This is a genomic window from Flavobacteriales bacterium, assembly GCA_019694795.1.
GTDB lineage: Bacteria > Bacteroidota > Bacteroidia > Flavobacteriales_D > UBA2798 > UBA2798.
In genome coordinates, this window is sequence record JAIBBF010000001.1 from 198,082 (window position 1) to 215,528 (window position 17,447).

The 17,447-nt window shown below is 38.6% G+C and carries 14 protein-coding genes; 6 read left to right on the top strand and 8 right to left on the bottom strand.

Annotated features, from left to right (window positions below):
• Position 1 precedes the first annotated feature (1 nt).
• On the bottom strand, positions 2-3,133 hold the full coding sequence (locus tag K1X56_00775) for a tetratricopeptide repeat protein (protein ID MBX7093227.1): 3,132 nt from the start codon (positions 3,131-3,133) through the stop codon (positions 2-4).
• Between the two features lie 200 nt (positions 3,134-3,333).
• Here K1X56_00775 and K1X56_00780 point away from each other — a divergent pair, with 200 nt between their 5' ends.
• The 5 genes from K1X56_00780 (at position 3,334) to K1X56_00800 (ending at position 7,381) form a co-directional block, all read left to right on the top strand.
• Positions 3,334-4,044: an ATP-binding cassette domain-containing protein gene (locus K1X56_00780; protein ID MBX7093228.1), complete on the top strand. Its 711-nt coding sequence runs from the start codon at positions 3,334-3,336 to the stop codon at positions 4,042-4,044.
• Position 4,045: 1 nt separating this feature from the next.
• Entirely contained in the window at positions 4,046-4,951 is a 906-nt protein-coding gene (locus tag K1X56_00785) for a glycosyltransferase (GenBank protein MBX7093229.1), read from the top strand.
• A 23-nt stretch (positions 4,952-4,974) separates the two neighbouring features.
• The gene (locus K1X56_00790) at positions 4,975-5,670 is read left to right on the top strand and encodes a response regulator transcription factor (GenBank protein ID MBX7093230.1); all 696 of its coding nucleotides are present in this window, start codon (positions 4,975-4,977) and stop codon (positions 5,668-5,670) included.
• A gap of 309 nt (positions 5,671-5,979) precedes the next feature.
• Positions 5,980-6,972: a hypothetical protein gene (locus K1X56_00795; GenBank protein ID MBX7093231.1), complete on the top strand. Its 993-nt coding sequence runs from the start codon at positions 5,980-5,982 to the stop codon at positions 6,970-6,972.
• A 10-nt stretch (positions 6,973-6,982) separates the two neighbouring features.
• Positions 6,983-7,381: a gliding motility-associated C-terminal domain-containing protein gene (locus K1X56_00800; protein ID MBX7093232.1), complete on the top strand. Its 399-nt coding sequence runs from the start codon at positions 6,983-6,985 to the stop codon at positions 7,379-7,381.
• Here the strand turns inward: K1X56_00800 and K1X56_00805 are convergent.
• Both K1X56_00805 and K1X56_00810 read right to left on the bottom strand, forming a co-directional pair.
• Positions 7,378-10,119, bottom strand: a complete 2,742-nt coding sequence (locus K1X56_00805; protein MBX7093233.1) for a PD-(D/E)XK nuclease family protein — start codon at positions 10,117-10,119, stop codon at positions 7,378-7,380. The two genes, K1X56_00800 and K1X56_00805, sit on opposite strands and share 4 nt — an antisense overlap.
• Positions 10,116-10,751, bottom strand: coding sequence for a tetratricopeptide repeat protein (locus K1X56_00810; protein ID MBX7093234.1), 636 nt, complete (start codon positions 10,749-10,751; stop codon positions 10,116-10,118). Before K1X56_00810 ends, K1X56_00805 begins: the two co-directional genes overlap by 4 nt.
• Positions 10,752-10,784: 33 nt before the next feature.
• Between K1X56_00810 and K1X56_00815 the strand changes: the two genes are divergently transcribed.
• On the top strand, positions 10,785-11,045 hold the full coding sequence (locus K1X56_00815) for a hypothetical protein (protein MBX7093235.1): 261 nt from the start codon (positions 10,785-10,787) through the stop codon (positions 11,043-11,045).
• On the opposite strand, the gene K1X56_00820 is transcribed toward K1X56_00815, so the two are convergent.
• The 5 genes from K1X56_00820 to K1X56_00840 all read right to left on the bottom strand — a co-directional run bounded on the left by K1X56_00820 (position 11,034) and on the right by K1X56_00840 (position 17,440).
• Entirely contained in the window at positions 11,034-12,281 is a 1,248-nt protein-coding gene (locus K1X56_00820; protein ID MBX7093236.1) for a hypothetical protein, read from the bottom strand. The genes K1X56_00815 and K1X56_00820 overlap by 12 nt on opposite strands.
• Before the next feature lie 23 nt (positions 12,282-12,304).
• Positions 12,305-13,351 (bottom strand): PorP/SprF family type IX secretion system membrane protein, encoded by a 1,047-nt coding sequence (locus K1X56_00825; GenBank protein MBX7093237.1) that lies wholly within the window; start codon positions 13,349-13,351, stop codon positions 12,305-12,307.
• Between the two features lie 2 nt (positions 13,352-13,353).
• On the bottom strand, positions 13,354-15,807 hold the full coding sequence (locus K1X56_00830; protein MBX7093238.1) for a CotH kinase family protein: 2,454 nt from the start codon (positions 15,805-15,807) through the stop codon (positions 13,354-13,356).
• A gap of 137 nt (positions 15,808-15,944) precedes the next feature.
• Positions 15,945-16,412 (bottom strand): 50S ribosomal protein L17, encoded by a 468-nt coding sequence (gene rplQ / locus K1X56_00835; protein MBX7093239.1) that lies wholly within the window; start codon positions 16,410-16,412, stop codon positions 15,945-15,947.
• A 38-nt stretch (positions 16,413-16,450) separates the two neighbouring features.
• Entirely contained in the window at positions 16,451-17,440 is a 990-nt protein-coding gene (locus tag K1X56_00840) for a DNA-directed RNA polymerase subunit alpha (GenBank protein ID MBX7093240.1), read from the bottom strand.
• Positions 17,441-17,447 lie beyond the last annotated feature (7 nt).

The window sequence follows — 17,447 nt, forward strand, 5'->3', positions numbered from 1 at the left end:
ATCATTCCTGATTAGTTTCTTCGGTTCCTTCCTCGGTATTGGTATTTTCCATCATTCGCTTCTGGTTCTGGGTATTCTCAGATTGAATAATAGCATCATATTTCTGTTGAGCAGTAGCAACAATATCATCATCTCCCACATAGTGATCGATAACGCTTTTTAAGGTAGCTTTTGCCTGGAATGCATCGTTGAGTGCTAAATAATTATCCGCAAGAAGGATATATGATTTTGCCACCCAATAATCATAATTCGGTTTAACTTTTACGAAACTGAAAATTTCCGTCTCGCATTTTTTATGATCTCCCTGCTTAAACAGAATGAAACAAATGTTATAACGCGATTCAGCCCACCGCCATCCGGTTTTGGTAATTTTAATGGAGCTTTCCAGATCGAGTTTGGCATTGACCAAATCACCGGTTTGCAATAAGGACATCCCGGAGATGAAATACGATTCTGATTTTAAATCATCTTTCACTGTGTTGTCCTTTAACACCTTTTTCGCGTATTCATGCGCAAGGACAAAATCGTTGGTCAGAAAATACCCGCGCATTAATCCAATTTGCGCATTGAGAATATTAACCCCCGAAGAACCTACTTTTTCGAGGTTTAAATAATATTTATTACTCTGAGCGTAATCCTTCTTCTGGAACCAGTAATTACCCATCTTTAAGGAAATGGTTTCCATATAAGGATTCCCGCTTAGGCCATAAACATATTCATATTCAGCAATGGCCAAATCTTTGGTTTCATCCCTCGAGTACAAGCACTCTCCTTTATAAAAACGAGCTTGTAAAACGTAAACTCCGTTTGGAAACTGATTTAGATAATTGTTGAATTTTTCAATGGCTTTATCACAATTGTTTTCGTTGTAGGCTTTTTCGGCCTGATCCCACAAGGTGTTTTCAATTTCTTTCGAAGATTCACCTTGTTTATCATATTGCTTCACAAGTGCCACCCACTCCGCTTCACGATCCTGGGCCGTTAATACATTCTTTAAGCCATCCAAAGCAGTTTGAATATCCTGCGCGTTTTTGCTGGTTAGCAATTTCCGGTAATAGGTTTCCGACTCCGGATAATTTTTAAGCTGATAATAAGAAAGTGCTATGTACCCAATCGCTTTATTCACCCGCTGATTGGCTGGGTAGCGGCTAATAAATTCCTTATAGGATTCAATACTTTTCGCATGGTTTTGATTTTCGCGATATACTTCACCGATTTCAAATACGGCTTCGGGGACATAATTGCTCGACGGAAAATCACGAATCAGTTTGTTGTAGGTTGTTACGGCATCATCATATTTACGAATGAGGTGACGACAATGCGCAATCTGGTACAGTGCATAGTCACGCGAACCCACATTGTAATCATAAGCTTTATTATAAAACTCTATGGCATTCTCATTTTCCTTTTTGAAATAATACAAATCACCAACCCTTAAGCTGGCATCCGCAAGTTTTACTTTATCCTTTTCGTCTTTATCCGCAATGAATTTTTTAAATGCATACAAACTTGAATTCAGAGAACTGTTATCGCCACCCGATTTTGTACGCTCAATTTCATCCATTCCCTTTTCATACCAGGCATAGGCAATGTTGTAATTGGCAATGTTATAATACTTCATGGAAAAGGCACCGGGTTCCTGCTGGAATCGGGAATAGGATTCGATGGCTTCATCGTATTTCTCTTTTTTGTATAAACATTCCGCAATCCAAAAACGACTTTCTGCATTCAAGCGCTTGTCGATCGGATAAGTCTTCACATTTTCAAATGCACGAATCGCTTCATCGTATTTTCCATTCTGAAATAATTCCACCCCAAGATTAAACGTTACCATCTGATAAGCCGTCTGAATTCTGAAATCCTTGTTTTTCACCTTATCAATGGCATCTAAAGCCGACTGATACTTGCGGGTGGTGAGATAAACATTCACCAGGAAGGAATACGCCTCATCACGACGTGGACTTTCCGGATATTTTTTCAAATAAGCCTGAAGCGCATCAATCGCTTCGTGAAAAGGATTATTGGAAAGCTCGTAAGATAAACGTGCGTAAGAAAAGGTAGCGTCTTCCTGAATTTTTTTATCGAATTCTAATTCAGATGCACCTTCGTAAGCATTTCTTGCATAATCTTTTTTATTCAATCGCAGGTAACAATCACCCATGTGGTAATAGGACAATTGCGCCATTTCATCTTTACCATTGGTTGTCTTGTTTAAATAAGGAACCGCTTTTTCATAAAATCCACTTCGGTAATAGGAATAACCCATAATATAGTTTTCCTCGCGATTGGGTGTAACGGTAGCAAGGTATTGTTCCAGATAAGGAACAGCAATATCATATTTTTTCAGGCGATAATAGGAATCACCAACAAGGTGGGCCAATTCAGGTTTTTGTTTTCCTTTACAGGTATCCAGAATCGGAGGCACATAGGTGATTACATCATCGTATCTTCCTTGTAAATAATAAATCTGTGCAATATAATAGGGAACCAGCGCCCTGAACGTTTCACTACTTTTTAATTTTTCAAATCCCTCCAATGCAACCTGATAAATTTTATCCTGATACGCAATGTGGGAATAATAATATAAAGCAGGTTCTCTATAGTCGTTTTCGCTTTCTTTAATTAAAACAAATTCATTGGCAGCCGCTTTATTTTCTTTCAATTGAAAATAGGAATATCCCTTTTTGTAATGGTATTCCGCTTTTTCTTTTTCATTGAGATGAAACAAATCTACCTTATCGAAATATTCGAGCGCTTTCTTCCATTTTTTGTTTTGAAAAAAGTGGCGGCCTAAATGCAAATACACTGTACGCACCTGTGGCGATTCAGGGTGCATGTCGACAAAACGCTCCAGAAGGTATTCTGCATCTGGATGGAATAATTTTAACGCACAGAGCGCGTAATAGTACTCGGCGTTTATGCTCACCTCATCCTGCTGGTCGTTGAGGACTTTAATCACCTCTTCGAATTTCTCTTGTGCAGCAGAATATTTTTCCTTGTCATACAACTCCAATGCGTCGCGGTATGCAACGTATTTATCCGTGTAAATTTTAGTCTTTTGCGCATAGAGTGTTCCAGACTGAATAAACAGCACAAAAACTAAAGCGCAAAACCATACGATTCTTCTCGCCATCTCATAATGGGTTTGGGTCCGCGAAAACGGACAGATTTCAACTTAGTAAAATTAGACAGCCCATAGGGGACATCCTCTCCGACTTGTATAAGTTTTCAACCCATTTCTGTTAACATTAAGACTGGCTTCTGATTGAAAAAACGCCTGAAGTAGCGTGTTTTTTTGGCATCTTTACGTATCCAAATCCATCAGGGTTACATATGTCCACTGCCATTACCTTAAAAAACGTTGGTATTTACCAAAACGAGAACCTCATTCTGGAGGAGCTGAACTTTGAATTGAACAAGGGTGAATTCGTTTATCTGGTTGGTAAAACGGGAAGTGGGAAATCCAGTTTATTGAAGACCCTGTATGGTGAACTTCCTTTAAAATCGGGAACCGGGCATGTAGCGGGTTTTGATATTTCGGGATTAAAACGAAAACAAATCCCCTACCTGAGAAGAAAAATCGGTATTGTTTTTCAGGATTTCCAGTTGCTAAGCGACAGAACCGTAAGTGATAATTTGCTGTTTGTTATGGAAGCCACCGGATGGAAAGACAAGAAGAAAATGAGCAGTTCGGTGGATCAGCTGCTTCATATGGTGGGATTAGAAGGAAAAAACAACCAATTACCCCATCAATTATCCGGCGGAGAGCAACAACGCGTGGCCATAGCAAGAGCCCTGGTGAATGAACCGGAATTAATCCTCGCCGATGAACCTACGGGAAATCTCGACCCTGAAACGTCTGCAGAAATTTTGAACTTAATGTTTGCTATATCCAGAAACGGAACAGCAGTTTTAATGGCCACACACGATTATTCCATTATGGAACGTTTTCCTATGCGCACCATGAAATGTGAGAACAAAAAATTAATCGAAGTTACTCCGGTGGCACATTTTAACCCCATGAATCCTTTATCCAGAGATTAAAATGATCTCTATTTTAATTCCCGTTTATAATTTCGATGTGCGTCCGCTCGTCAATGAATTATTGAAGCAGGTTCAAAATAGTGGAATAGCCTTCGAGATGATTATCATCGACGATTGCTCCTCCCCCGATTTTCAGCAAATGAATTCGGAATTAAAAGAGAAAGGAGGTCTCTGCTATTTTCAGCTAAATGAAAACATTGGCCGAAGTAAAATCAGAAATTTACTTTTCGAAAAGGCAAAGTTCCCCTATTTACTTTTCATGGATTGCGATTCGTGGCCGGAAACGGAGAACTACATTTCTAATTATATCCGTCAGGCAGAAGAAGATAAAGTGGTTTATGGAGGCAGGACCTATTCTCCAATGGCACCTGAAAAAAAATCGCAATTCTTACGTTGGCATTATGGCATTAACCGGGAAGTTATTCCCTATCATAAACGACAGGTAAATCCATACCGCAGTTTTATGACCAATAATTTTTTGATTCACCGCAATGTGTATGAAAAAATTAAAATGGATGAAACGGTAAAGGGATACGGACATGAAGACTCGCGCTTTGCTTATGAATTATCAGTAATGGAAATTCCGGTAAAACATATTGATAATCCATTACGACATATAGGACTCGAAGACGCTGATGTTTTTTTAAGACAAACTGCCATTGGTGTAAAAAATCTCCATCGCTTAATCCAGGAAAAAAAGATAAACTCAGATAATAAGTTATATTCCGCTTACCGCATGCTTAAGGGCGACTGGAGCCGGAAATGGTTTATACGCTGGTTTAAACGAAATAAAATATCCATAGAAAAAAATCTTCTTTCTGAACATCCCTCTCTTCGGAAATTCGATTTATTTAAACTAGGATTACTGCTTCAATGTGAAGAAGAAATGATTAATCCGGAACCATAGTTTTTTACCAAAAATTGCAAGTGATGAGTTCAAAAATATTATTGGTAGAGGATGAGGAAAGTCTTCTGAATGTAATCCGGATGAATCTGGAATTAGAGCAATATCATGTTGATACCTGCTCCGATGGAGAGCTTGCTCTAAAAATGGCGAAAGAAGGAAATTATGACTTGATATTACTGGATGTAATGTTGCCAAAAATGGATGGATTTGAAATTTGCACACAGCTCAGAAAAACAGGAAATGTAAGTCCGATTTTATTTTTAACCGCCAGGGGAACCAGTGAAGACCGCATTAATGGATTAAAACGTGGAGCAGATGATTATTTGGTAAAACCGTTTCATCTCGAAGAATTATTATTACGCATTAAAATTTTACTCAACCGGAATAAAAAAAGCATCACGCAAGAAGAGCGTGAAGAAGTTTTTAGTTTCGGAAATTTTAAAATTGATTTTAACACCTTCGAAATTTTCGAAAACGGAAATAAAAAAACGGAATTAGGTAAACGGGAAATTCAATTGCTGAAGCTGCTCATTCAACATCCCGGAAAAGTCATCTCCAGGGAAGAAATTCTGGATAAAATCTGGGGAGAAGATGCCTACCCGACCTCCCGTACCATCGATAATTATATTCTCGTTTTCCGTAAAAACTTCGAATCGAACCCCAAAGAACCCCGTTATTTCCACTCCGTAAGAGGTGTGGGATACAAATTCACACCCTGATTTACAGCAGATTACAGCCCGATAAATCGTTCTAATTCCGATAATACAGTCCTGGCAACCGTTTACCCAAATTTTTACATATGAGGCAACCTCTGTGAAATTTGTTCGTCTTTATTACGGAATCTGGCAGATTGCTACCTCCACGATTCTACTGGTTTTATATTCCTTGCAGGATTACCTGAAAAGAGCCCATCTCCTCCTCCAACCTCCGGACTCTTTTCAGGTTTCTTTTTTTTCATTCATCACATTTCATTCAATCATTAGCAACCTATTCAAGTTCCTGTCGTTGTACAGTTATACTCGAAGGCTATGAAGAAATTTTACTTGATTCTATTTCATCTGGTATTAATCAATGAAATAAATGCACAGAATTTTCTGTTTCTCGACCCAACGGCTTCATCCTCATTTTATAATCCTGCCTTTACCGGTGGTGATACCTGTACACAGATTCGAAACAGCACACAACTACAATCACCGGGATCCTATAGCTGGCAATTCCAGAATTTTTTAACGGTTAGCCAATACCTGAATAAACCCAATGCATGGATTGGCTTCGGACATTTATTTGATAATAAGGCGGATTTAATTCACTACAACCAATACTCTTTGTTTGTAGCAAAACCTGTTTATATAAAGAAGAATATCATTTGGACCCATGGATTACAATTAAGTTTACTTCATCAACAGCATAATAACGGCCAAATATTCTATGGGGATCAAATTGATCCGCGAATAGGATTTGTGTTTGATAGCGGTGATAATTATCCAAACTACAGATCTAATTTTTTTCTTATCAGTTATGGTACCAGCTTCCAGTATAAAAATTTATTAGGGGGAATTACACTACACAACATCAATCACCTTGGAAAAAATATTGCACCAAAGCTTATTCAATTCGAAGCAGATAAGGATAACAAAAACTATCAATCGTATTTAGATGTGCAATTAGCATACAAATTGAAATTAAAAATAGCAGGCGGAGAATTAAATACAGCCCTGTTTTCTACGGGAACATTTTATGTAAACGCTAATCCATATATAAAAGCAGGATTGAATTTTGAATGGCAACAATTCAGAATTCAATATAGTAAACGCATTACCGAATCGCTGGATTACAATCCTTTCAATAGCATCAGTTTTGGTTATAATGGAAAATCGGCTGGGATCACTTATTCATTTGGATGGAATAATCCGCAATTAAAATACGGCGGCACACACCAACTTTCGCTACTGTTAAAAATCAGAAAAGTGAACAGTCACGCTGATTTTAAAAGTAAACAAAATGAAATATTCATTCACTAAACTGTAGCCTATGAAAACTACTTTATATATTTTTTTAGCGCTGACATTTCTATTCTCCTGCAAAAAATATGAGCATACCGATTTGATTTCGCAGGGACATTATTATATCGAAAACGGTGATACTATTTCTACATGTTTTATTCCAACTGCTTTTACCCCTCAAACCAGAGATGGAATAAATGATGAATTTAAACCCATTGTAACCGGTTATCTCGAAGGAAGTTTTTCGGTAAAAATATATAGTCAGAATTCAGATTTACTCTTCTCTTCTTCATTACCTGAAAACGGGTGGGACGGAACATATCACGGCGGCTATTACCAATCCGTTTATGCAAGTGTTCAGGTTCGCTTTACTGCAAGTAACGGAAATGAACTTCAATTTGAGTCACCCCTATTAGTACAATATTAATCGCAAAGAATACAAAAAGTACTCGCTTCCGTATGCGTAAATGATACGTTGGGATCGAGCATTTCAGCAACTATCCGGTTAATCTCTGTCTCAAAGAAATCCCAGTCTTCACCTTGAAGATTAGCATTCTTTTCAATGGTCAGTAAACACAACTCTTCTTTTTTCAATAAAGGATAAATTCCGGATTGAACTATATTCACTTCAGGATGATTTCTTTGGTAGCACCAGGCATAAGCTAATAATTGCAAGGCCTTAGGTTTGCTTCCTAAATCTTTATCCCTGTTGGCATGCACATCACGCGCTTCGAATTTTCCGGTTTTATAATCGATAATACGTACTTGTCCATCCAATAAATCAATCCGGTCGGCCTTACCTTTAATCCGAATAACACCATGAGGTGTATTTAAATCCTGACCAAGATCTTCCTCAATTCCCAGTATGATTAATTCATGTTGCCGAACTACTTCACGTTCCATTTTTAGCAAGCCTTCCAATATCGACAACGAAACCTGATATAAAAGCAAATAATTTCCCTGATCCACCTGTGCAGATCCAGCTTCCTGTTTTAAATATCGTAAGGCTGTTTCAGGATAATTATTTAACATGGTATCTATGTCCTGAACCTGTAGTTGCTTCCCGATAAAATCCTTATAAAAATGTTCCATTACATGATGCACCACATTTCCAACAATGGCATTATCGGAAACTTCATCCAATTCTTCCTGCTCTTTAATACTTAAAATGTATTTGTAATAATAATCCAGCGAGCAATTGAGGTAGGTATTTAATGCAGAAGGAGAAATTCCATTTTCCAAATGCTGGCGGATTCGTTGAAGTACTTCTTCGGTTTTTTCGACGGATTTTATTCCGGAATATTCTCCGGATTTTAATCGCACCGTTTTTTCAGTAATACTTACTTCCGGATTGTAGGCAGGAAGTTCCTCCGTTAACTGCTGAACAAAACGACTTTTTTCTCCGCTCGATAAACTTTCGGGATCTGAATTGTAAACCAGCCAGGCTTCATCACAACGTTGCAACAAACGATAAAAGTGATTGGCATATACTGCATCTTTATCCTTGTATGTAGGTAAACCATGATATTTTTTTACCTCATGTAAAATAAAGGAATGTTCCCATCTCGATTTTGGTAATACATCTTCATTAACCGAAAGCATGATTACTTTTTTAAAATCCAGACTCCGTGTTTCCAGAACACCCATCAATTGCAACCCATCCAATGGTTCTCCTACAAATGAAATATCGAGCTGAGAAACGTATTGCCGCAATAAGGTCCTGAACGAATGAAATTCTTTTACAAGCGGATATTTTTGCAGCATAGAACGCAACTTGTCCATCGCCGAACTCATGTGATAAACATACTCCAAAGCCAGTTTATCCGGATGAATATGGAGATATTCTTCACGTAAAATTTCATTTAAGCGTTCAAAGGACGACATAGCATCAACAGGAAAATTTTTCCAATCCTCAACCAAAAAATGAATGAATGAAAATTTTCCTTTTGCATATTCATTCAGATTTTTGTCTGCTATGAAAATCCGTTTTCGCTCTGTAATATCCAGCCTGATTTGCTCGGCTTCCTGTCCCAGGTAATTCCGAATAATAGGATGAAATAAAAATTCTATAAAAGGACGATAATAAAATCCGCCTTTATCTTTTCCATTTTCATCTTTACGAGCTTGTTGCAAATCGAGCACTACATAATACAACTGAAACAAATCGCTGTTTCGCAATGGAAAGCCCATGGTCACATTCACACGATCTACGGTAACCGGAAGCGAATTTAAAACCGGTAATAACAATTGCTCATTAGCAAGAACGATGGCCGTATCTGCCGTACCTGCTTCAGACAAAACCTGACCAGCAATGCGCGCTTGTGCAACATTACCCGGCGCATTTAAAACATGAATGGATTTTTTCCCCTTTGCAAAATGCGACTTCACCAACTCAAAACCTTTTCCCTCCCATTGCTTTTTCATTCGCCTTAAAAACAAACCCGCTTCCTGATTGGGGTCATCGATATAATAAGGATCTCCATCAAAATAAATCCTTGCAATATCCTGATCGATTAACCATTCGATTATTTTCTGTTCAGAAGCAGAAAAAGCATTAAAACCCGCAATCAGAAATTTCTTTTCCGATGCAACAAATACTTCTGAAATATGTTCCGCCACATCGCGATACAACATACCGGAATAGGCAATGGACTTTTCTTTCAATCTCCTTCTGAAGACTTCATATATAGGTTGCATATTGAGCCAAAACTCCAAATACCGTTCCTGATTTTGCGATAATTCTCCTTCTTCGAAACTCCAAGCTTCAATTTCCATTTCCTGCGTTTTAATATTCCGCAGATCTCTGAAAATTAATTTCGGATCAATTAAATAACGATCGATGTCATTATAATCCGTCAACAACATATTCCCCCAACGTAAAAAGCGATCGAACGATTCTGCTTTTTCTTTTTCTATTTCCGAATAGGCTTCATACAATACAAACAACAATTCGGCAGGATCTCCAATATGGAGAGGGGTATAGCGACTAAAAAGTTCGGTTAATGTAACAATTTGAGGCGGGAAAAAAGATTTCTTTAGTTGGTCGGACAAATGTTTCTTTAAAAACAAACCTGCCCGCTTGCTGGGCAATACTACTTCAATGTTCGAGAAATCACTTCCGTAATCCCGAATAAGTATGGTGGCTATTTCATTTAGAAAAGTCAATCCTGTTTTTTCCGTTTAAAAATAAAACTCATAAAATCTTTAAAGCCTTCTTTGGAAGTAAAGACAGATTTGATAATACCCCATTTACTTTCTTTTTTAGCAGATGAATCATCATCCTTCTTGATGTAATTCGCTGCTTTTTGTTTACCCGGTAAAATAAATTTTTCAGGTTCAGGCTTTGTTTGCTTTTCATTATCGGGAATCCGATCAAAAAATCCTTTTTTATCGGCTAACTCATCCGCCTTATTAAAATTTGATTGCGCCTTGTTTTGATAGCCCATTTTTTCCTGAACTAATCCAAGATTATTATAAGCAACCGCATCTTCCGGATCCAGTTCAACTGCCTTACTGTAATCTGTAATTGCCCCTTCCAGGTCCCCCACCCTGTCCTTTACATAAGCTCTGCTCGAATAGCGGTATGGATTTTCGGGTTCAAGTAGTTGAGCGCGATCCAGATCAATTAATGCTAAATCAAACTTCTCCAGATGAAAATAAACTACACCCCGCTCGCTTAAATAATCGGGATGGTCCGGACAAATCTCCAGTGCTAAATGAAGTTTATCCAGGGCAGCCTGCGGATTACCGGCTCTTAACAAACCAACCGCTTCCTGATAAATTTGATGCGCATTCATAGTGTAAAAATAGATTATTTATCTTTGAAAACGATGAAAAACAGCTTCCCCATTTTCCGTAAATACTCCAATAACAAATCCTACTTTAAAATTGTTTCGGAAAATCATTTTGTAGAATTAAAAATAATGGGGAATTATTTTTCCGTTTATGAAATAAAAGCAAGCATTTTACCGGAAAGGGTTTTTATTCAGGACATGTTAGAAATGCAAGGCGAACATTGGGTTTCTTCTGATGAACATGAATTTCAACAGCAATGGGACCGATGTCATTCTGAATTAAAGTTACTTCCCTAACAACTCTTTACAGGTGATGGTACGTTCAATAATTTTGGCGGAAAATTTACTTCGCTCTTCGATGCGTATTCCTGCATCATCGCCCGCATAACCAAAACAGGTACATAATTCCGCTCCCAGCATTTTAAAATAAAACGTTTCGGCCATAATGGGGACATTCAACTCTTGCATGGCGTAATGATCGGCCATTATAAAACTTTCATTCCGGTCCACATCATAAAATGTGAAATCCATCCACGGAGTATCGAGTAGTTTTGGACTCACACCTTTAAAATCAATATTCGTAATCCGGTCGCCTTCATCCTTCAATTTCACCGAAGATTCGTCGTTAAACCAGAAATTGATTTGGGGATTATAACCCGAATACAAATGATAAGACAACACATGGGGGTAAATACTAAAGTACCACAATAACGGCGCTAATCCCATTAACAGAAAATACGCTCTGCCCATTTTAGAATTGAAAAGTCCTGCTTTAAATTCCGACCAAGGCATTTTGAATTGATAAAACAATCCAACAACTAAAAGCATTAATTCAACATTCCAGATCCAAACTACCGAATTCCAATTATGTCCGAACGGACCTAAAATATAAAGTGCAATTACATGAAGAATAAGAGCTAATAGCACACCTTGTGTTCTCCATTTTTCCAGCAATAAAAAAAGTGCGATCAGTAATTCAACGAGAGGAACAATCCAAGCGATATGATTAATACCATTCATGGAATATTTCCCAATGTCACCCGAAGGGTGATAAAACATTTCATTCACTCCGAATGGTTTCATGAAATATGGAAAAACTTCCCATGCAAAATTTAAATTCAATTTATTTATTCCTGCCCAGGCATACATAAATACTAGTCCCCACCTCAACAGATTTAAACCTTTATCATGCAACATGGCCAATGCAACAATCATCACTCCGTGAATAAAAAGCCAGGGCTGTAAACGATTTACATCTTCTGCTAATAGTAAAAGTGTGCTGACTAAAAATAAACTCAGGAAAATTTTAGAATAAACCCGAATAAACAATCCAAGCAATGATGCCATCATTACAACAACAAGCACCATTTGAATCATTTCCGAAAATTGAAATTTCAAAAAGGGAATCAGTGGGATTTTTGGAAAGTCGATGGAATACGAAAACCAAACATGATGTGTTGCTATGACCGACAACAACATCGAAAGCACTAAAACGCGCTGAATAAAACTAGCTTGCTTAAAAACCTGATTCATTTCAAGAATGAAAATAGTCAAGATTAATCATAAATCCGACTACCGGTTCTTCTGGTAAACAAGGCTCCTTTGAGATTATGATATTTGAGCGAGATTTCGAAACCGCCAACGCCGCGTGAAACTTTCTTGAGCGTGGAGTAATTGTAATCATATGAAAGTCCAACCGAAAAACTGGAAAATTCATACATCACATATGGAATAATAGCATCATCCTTCCTCCATTGTAATCCGGCGTATAAGGAAGACTCTGTTAACAGACCTGTAACTTTTGTACCCGGATTTAATTCAATGCGCACTAAAGATCCAATGTTAAATTCACTGAGTGGACCTTGTGTAAAATAAGTAAAGAATGGAATTATCGAATACGTTGTATTAGGCAAATCGAATCGGCCCATACCATGCACCACCAATTTGCGATTTATTTTTTCTTCCGATCCGCTCAAGTATTTTAAATCTGCCTGATTAATATGAAACATCGCTGCACCAATGGTAACACGATTTACATCCCAGCCTTTGATATGATCCGACTTGCTTGCATATTCATAACGAACACCTGCACCAAGGTCCATATATCCGAATGACGTCAGCGAATTTGTTTCGCCGGAAATCATAGCGGGATCAAATGCTTGTCCGTTAAATTGAGTTCCAAATTGTAATTTGGAAATATCGGCAGAGCGTTGTCCGTAACCTAACTGCACCGCTGCAACAAATCGGTTTTCGCGATCAAATGGAACAACACCTGCAACAGATAATGCTCCTTGTGTTATTCCGAAATTTGCATCACCCGCTTTGTCTTTAAAAAAAGTCAAACCCAAACCCAAATGTGCTTTATCCGAACGCTTACCTTGAAACATCGGCATATCAAATGAAAATCCCATGGTATTATAAGCCGCTCCGACTACCGACCACTGATTGCGATAATTCAACACCACACGTTCATAGCCATCATATCCACCGGCATTGGCGGGATTAATATGTAATGGATTATTGATCACTTGAGAAAAGTGAATATCCTGTGCTTGAAGCAAGGTACCCAAAACAGAAAACACGAATAGAAAAATCTTTTTCATTCTTATCGCATTAAAGTAATGTTTCCACTCTGGTCAACTTCTGTACCATCCAACAACACTGCGTGAAGTTTGTATGCAAACACACCCGAATTAAGTGTTTTGCCATTAAACGTTCCATCCCATGTTGCATTTACATCATTGGTGCTAAAAACACGTTGACCCCAACGATCGTAAATGGATAAACTCATTGATAAAATTCCTTGCCCTTGAATTTGGAGTAAGTCATTTAAACCATCACCATTCGGTGAAAATCCGGTTGGAATAAATACCGCAATCGGTGTTTCAAAATGAGCAACAATCTGATCGTTGGCCACGAAATCGATGGTGATTAATGTGTCGTTCGTAGATGGTAATGCAGTATTTGAACTCATCGTCCAATTCACAAACGTGAATGGCGCATTTGGAACTTCAGATAATGTATTGGTAATTCCTCCATATAAAGTTACTGTATAAGGATAAGAAGGAAGTGGAGAATCATTTAAATAAACGATACCTGAATTCGGTGGATCTACATCAATGGTGATGGTATAAGGACCGGATAAATTATAGCAATCTTCCAATCCCGTTTCAATAGCTGCACACCGTGCATTTATAAAATCGCGCAATTGCTGAACATTCGCCTGCCAGGTTGCTACAGTACCTCCCCATTTGGTGACTTGCCCATTCATTTCCGGCGTAATCACATTGATGATGCTATCCAGTTTAGCTATCATATTTGCACAGGAGAAGGTTGTATTGGTTAATTCAATCCAACGATTGATATAGTAGTTTTCAAACGTAGGATTATTCATTAACTCATTTAGAATTTCCACATGGCCTTGTCCTCCCGGGTCACCGAGTGATTCCGGTGCGCATGGATCAGCATCAGGTAATGTACTCGGAATTCCGGTGTAATTGATATAATGTCCAAACGTTGCATCGTTATCCCATAATGCATAACGCCATTTTTGTTTATCACCAAGCGTGTCCATTCCTCTCCACCATGCTGTATTCCAGTTTAGCCAATCGGAACAAACCGTGTATGAATTCAGAATAAAATAATCTACCAGACTTTTCCAATTGTACAGCGAATCCACATAATTAAAATTTGCAGCTACTGCCATGTTTTGTGTGGTAATAAATGTCCTCAGTGAATTCCAATCAGTCTGTGCTTGTGCACCGCCGTATTCCGACCATGTACCACCCCAGGTTTTTAAAAACTGTAAATGAAACTCATCCTGATCATAATAATATTGCGTAAAATCTGCATCATCTACTTTCTCGCGAATATCGTACACGCCCCAATATTCACCATTGCGATAGAGAATGGCAGGTTCGTAGGTACGTTCGTCAAGATGAAGTTTTCCATCCATCGAAAGAGTATGCACATATGCATCACGAATGTGAGCACCGTCTTCGAATGGATAATTATCATTCGCCGCTGCTTTTATGATGATCCGCTGAAATTCATCTCTGTCTTTTCTGCGGAAAATTTGATGCTTCAAGGCATAGCTATATCCCTTTTGATCTTGCGCCACAAAATCGATCCCACGTTGCGGATAGGCCCATGAATCATTTCCGTGCTTATTAGCTATTCCGGTTGCTTCCGTGCGAAAGTTTCCTGTGCCATCAAAATATTCTACGGTTGCATCCGGTTCTCCATAAGAGCCTCCTAATAATTCGTCAACACCATCACCAAAAATGGATAATACGGCCACGGTATGAGTTACATTAATAAAATAGGTATTACTTTCTACAAATGATGCCGGAACTCCTGCTACGGAGCTAAAGCCTCTTGCGCGTAAAACGGTTGTAGAACTGATAGAAATCGGTGCAGAATAAACGGTAGATGATGTCGTTGGTTCGCTTCCGTCGGTGGTGTAGTAAATGGTTGCGTTCGGATCCGTTGTGGTAATAGAAACGGTAATTGATCCCGAATAAAATCCTGCAGGCATACTCATTATCGGACGAGCGGTGTATTCCGGACTCGCACCCGAATTGCTGGCACCGGGAGTTGGCGTTAAAAATAGAGACCAGGTACTAGCACCGTCTGTAGTTCGTCCACGGCTATTATCAACCTGAGTAGGATCTAATACATAGTTTTCTAAAATCACTCCGGCGGCATCTGCAAATACTAAATTTTCAGGTTTGGTTTGGGTCAGTTTAAAACCGGCATGGACAAACCCTCCGGAAACTTCATTTCTGCCTGAACAAACAATTCGTAAATACCCGTTAGCAGGAACCGTTGTACCCGCAGGTATCTGCCATTTCGTTGGATTGCTAAGTTTATCACTCATGTGAAAACCTGCAATACTTACTGCTGATCCGGTTGGATTATACAACTCTACCCAATCTTCCCGTTCGCCATAATTATCCGTAAATCCGGAAACATTCGAACAGGAATATTCATTGATCACCACCTGAGCCTGACTCCCCGCACCAAGGAGAAACAAGATAAAAAAGGCAAAAAAGCGCATGGAAATTTCTTTGAGACAATATAGCCATTTTTCCTGACAAAACAGAGGAAACAAAAGCAATTTGAACTCACATTCTTCGAATCCTGAAAACAAAAAAAGGCCGGATAGTTCCGGCCTTTTCTTTATCTTTTATTCGATTAAGCTTCTGTAGAAGTCTCAGTATTATCTGAACCTTCAGCTTTTTTCTTAGCGCGACTACGACGAGTAGTTTTAGCTTTCTTATCGCCTTTACCTTCAAGAAGAAGTTCATTGAAATCCACTAACTCGATCATGCACATTTCTGCATTATCCCCCAAACGAAAACCGGTGCGGATGATACGGGTATATCCACCCGGACGATCTGCCACTTTTGGAGAAATTTCGCGGAACAATTCAGATACCGCATGCTTGTTATTCAAATAGCTGAATACTGTACGACGATTGTGAGTAGTGTCGTTTTTAGATTTTGTAATCAAAGGCTCAACATATTTACGAAGCGATTTTGCTTTCGCAACAGTAGTGTTGATGCGTTTGTGCAAGAAAAGCGAAGCTGCCAGGTTCGACATTAAAGCTCTTCTGTGTCCGTATTTACGTCCTAAATGGTTGACTGTTTTTCCGTGTCTCATTGTAATTCTTTATTAATTCCTGTTTGGAAAACAGATGACTAGTCTTTATCAAGTTTGTACTTCGCTACATTCATACCGAAGTGTAAGCCTTTTGCATGAACGAGATCCTCCAACTCAGTAAGCGATTTCTTACCAAAGTTGCGGAATTTGAGAAGGTCGTTTTTGTTATAAGCCACAAGTTCACCAAGTGTTTCAACATCTGCTGCTTTTAAGCAGTTTAATGCTCTAACTGAAAGATCCAAATCAACAAGCTTGGTTTTGAGAAGTTGACGCATATGAAGCGACTCTTCATCAAACTCTTCAGTTTCTTGTTTTTCGATTGTATCTAAAGTTATTTTCTCGTCCGAGAACAACATGAAGTGCTGAATAAGAATTTTTGCAGCTTCTTTCAATGCTTCTTTCGGATGAACAGATCCGTCTGTAGAAACCTCCATAACGAGTTTTTCATAGTCAGTCTTCTGCTCAACACGATAGTTTTCGATGTTGTAACGAACATTTCTGATTGGAGTAAAAATCGAATCCACAAAAATGGTTCCGATTGGAGCGTTGTTCACTTTATTCTCTTCTGCAGGAACATAACCGCGACCTTTTGCTATGGTAATTTCCATGTTCAGGTTCACGTTTTTATCCATTGTGCAAATCACTAAATCTGGGTTTAACACCTGGAAAGAAGAAGTGAAACGACCAAGATCAGCAGCAGTTACTTTTTCCTGTCCTTTGATAGAAATAGAAACATGCTCATTGTCTGCGTTAATCTGACGCTTAAAACGAACTTGTTTAAGATTCAGGATGATCTCAGTCACGTCTTCTGCCACACCCTTGATGGTGGAGAATTCATGATCGACACCTTCGATCTTTACCGAGGTAATTGAGTACCCTTCTAAAGATGAAAGAAGAATACGACGAAGGGCGTTGCCGATCGTAATACCATAACCCGGTTCAAGTGGTCTGAATTCAAACTGACCAATACGGTCGTCTGAACTGATCATGATAACTTTATCCGGTCTTTGGAAATCAAGTATGGCCATAAATCGT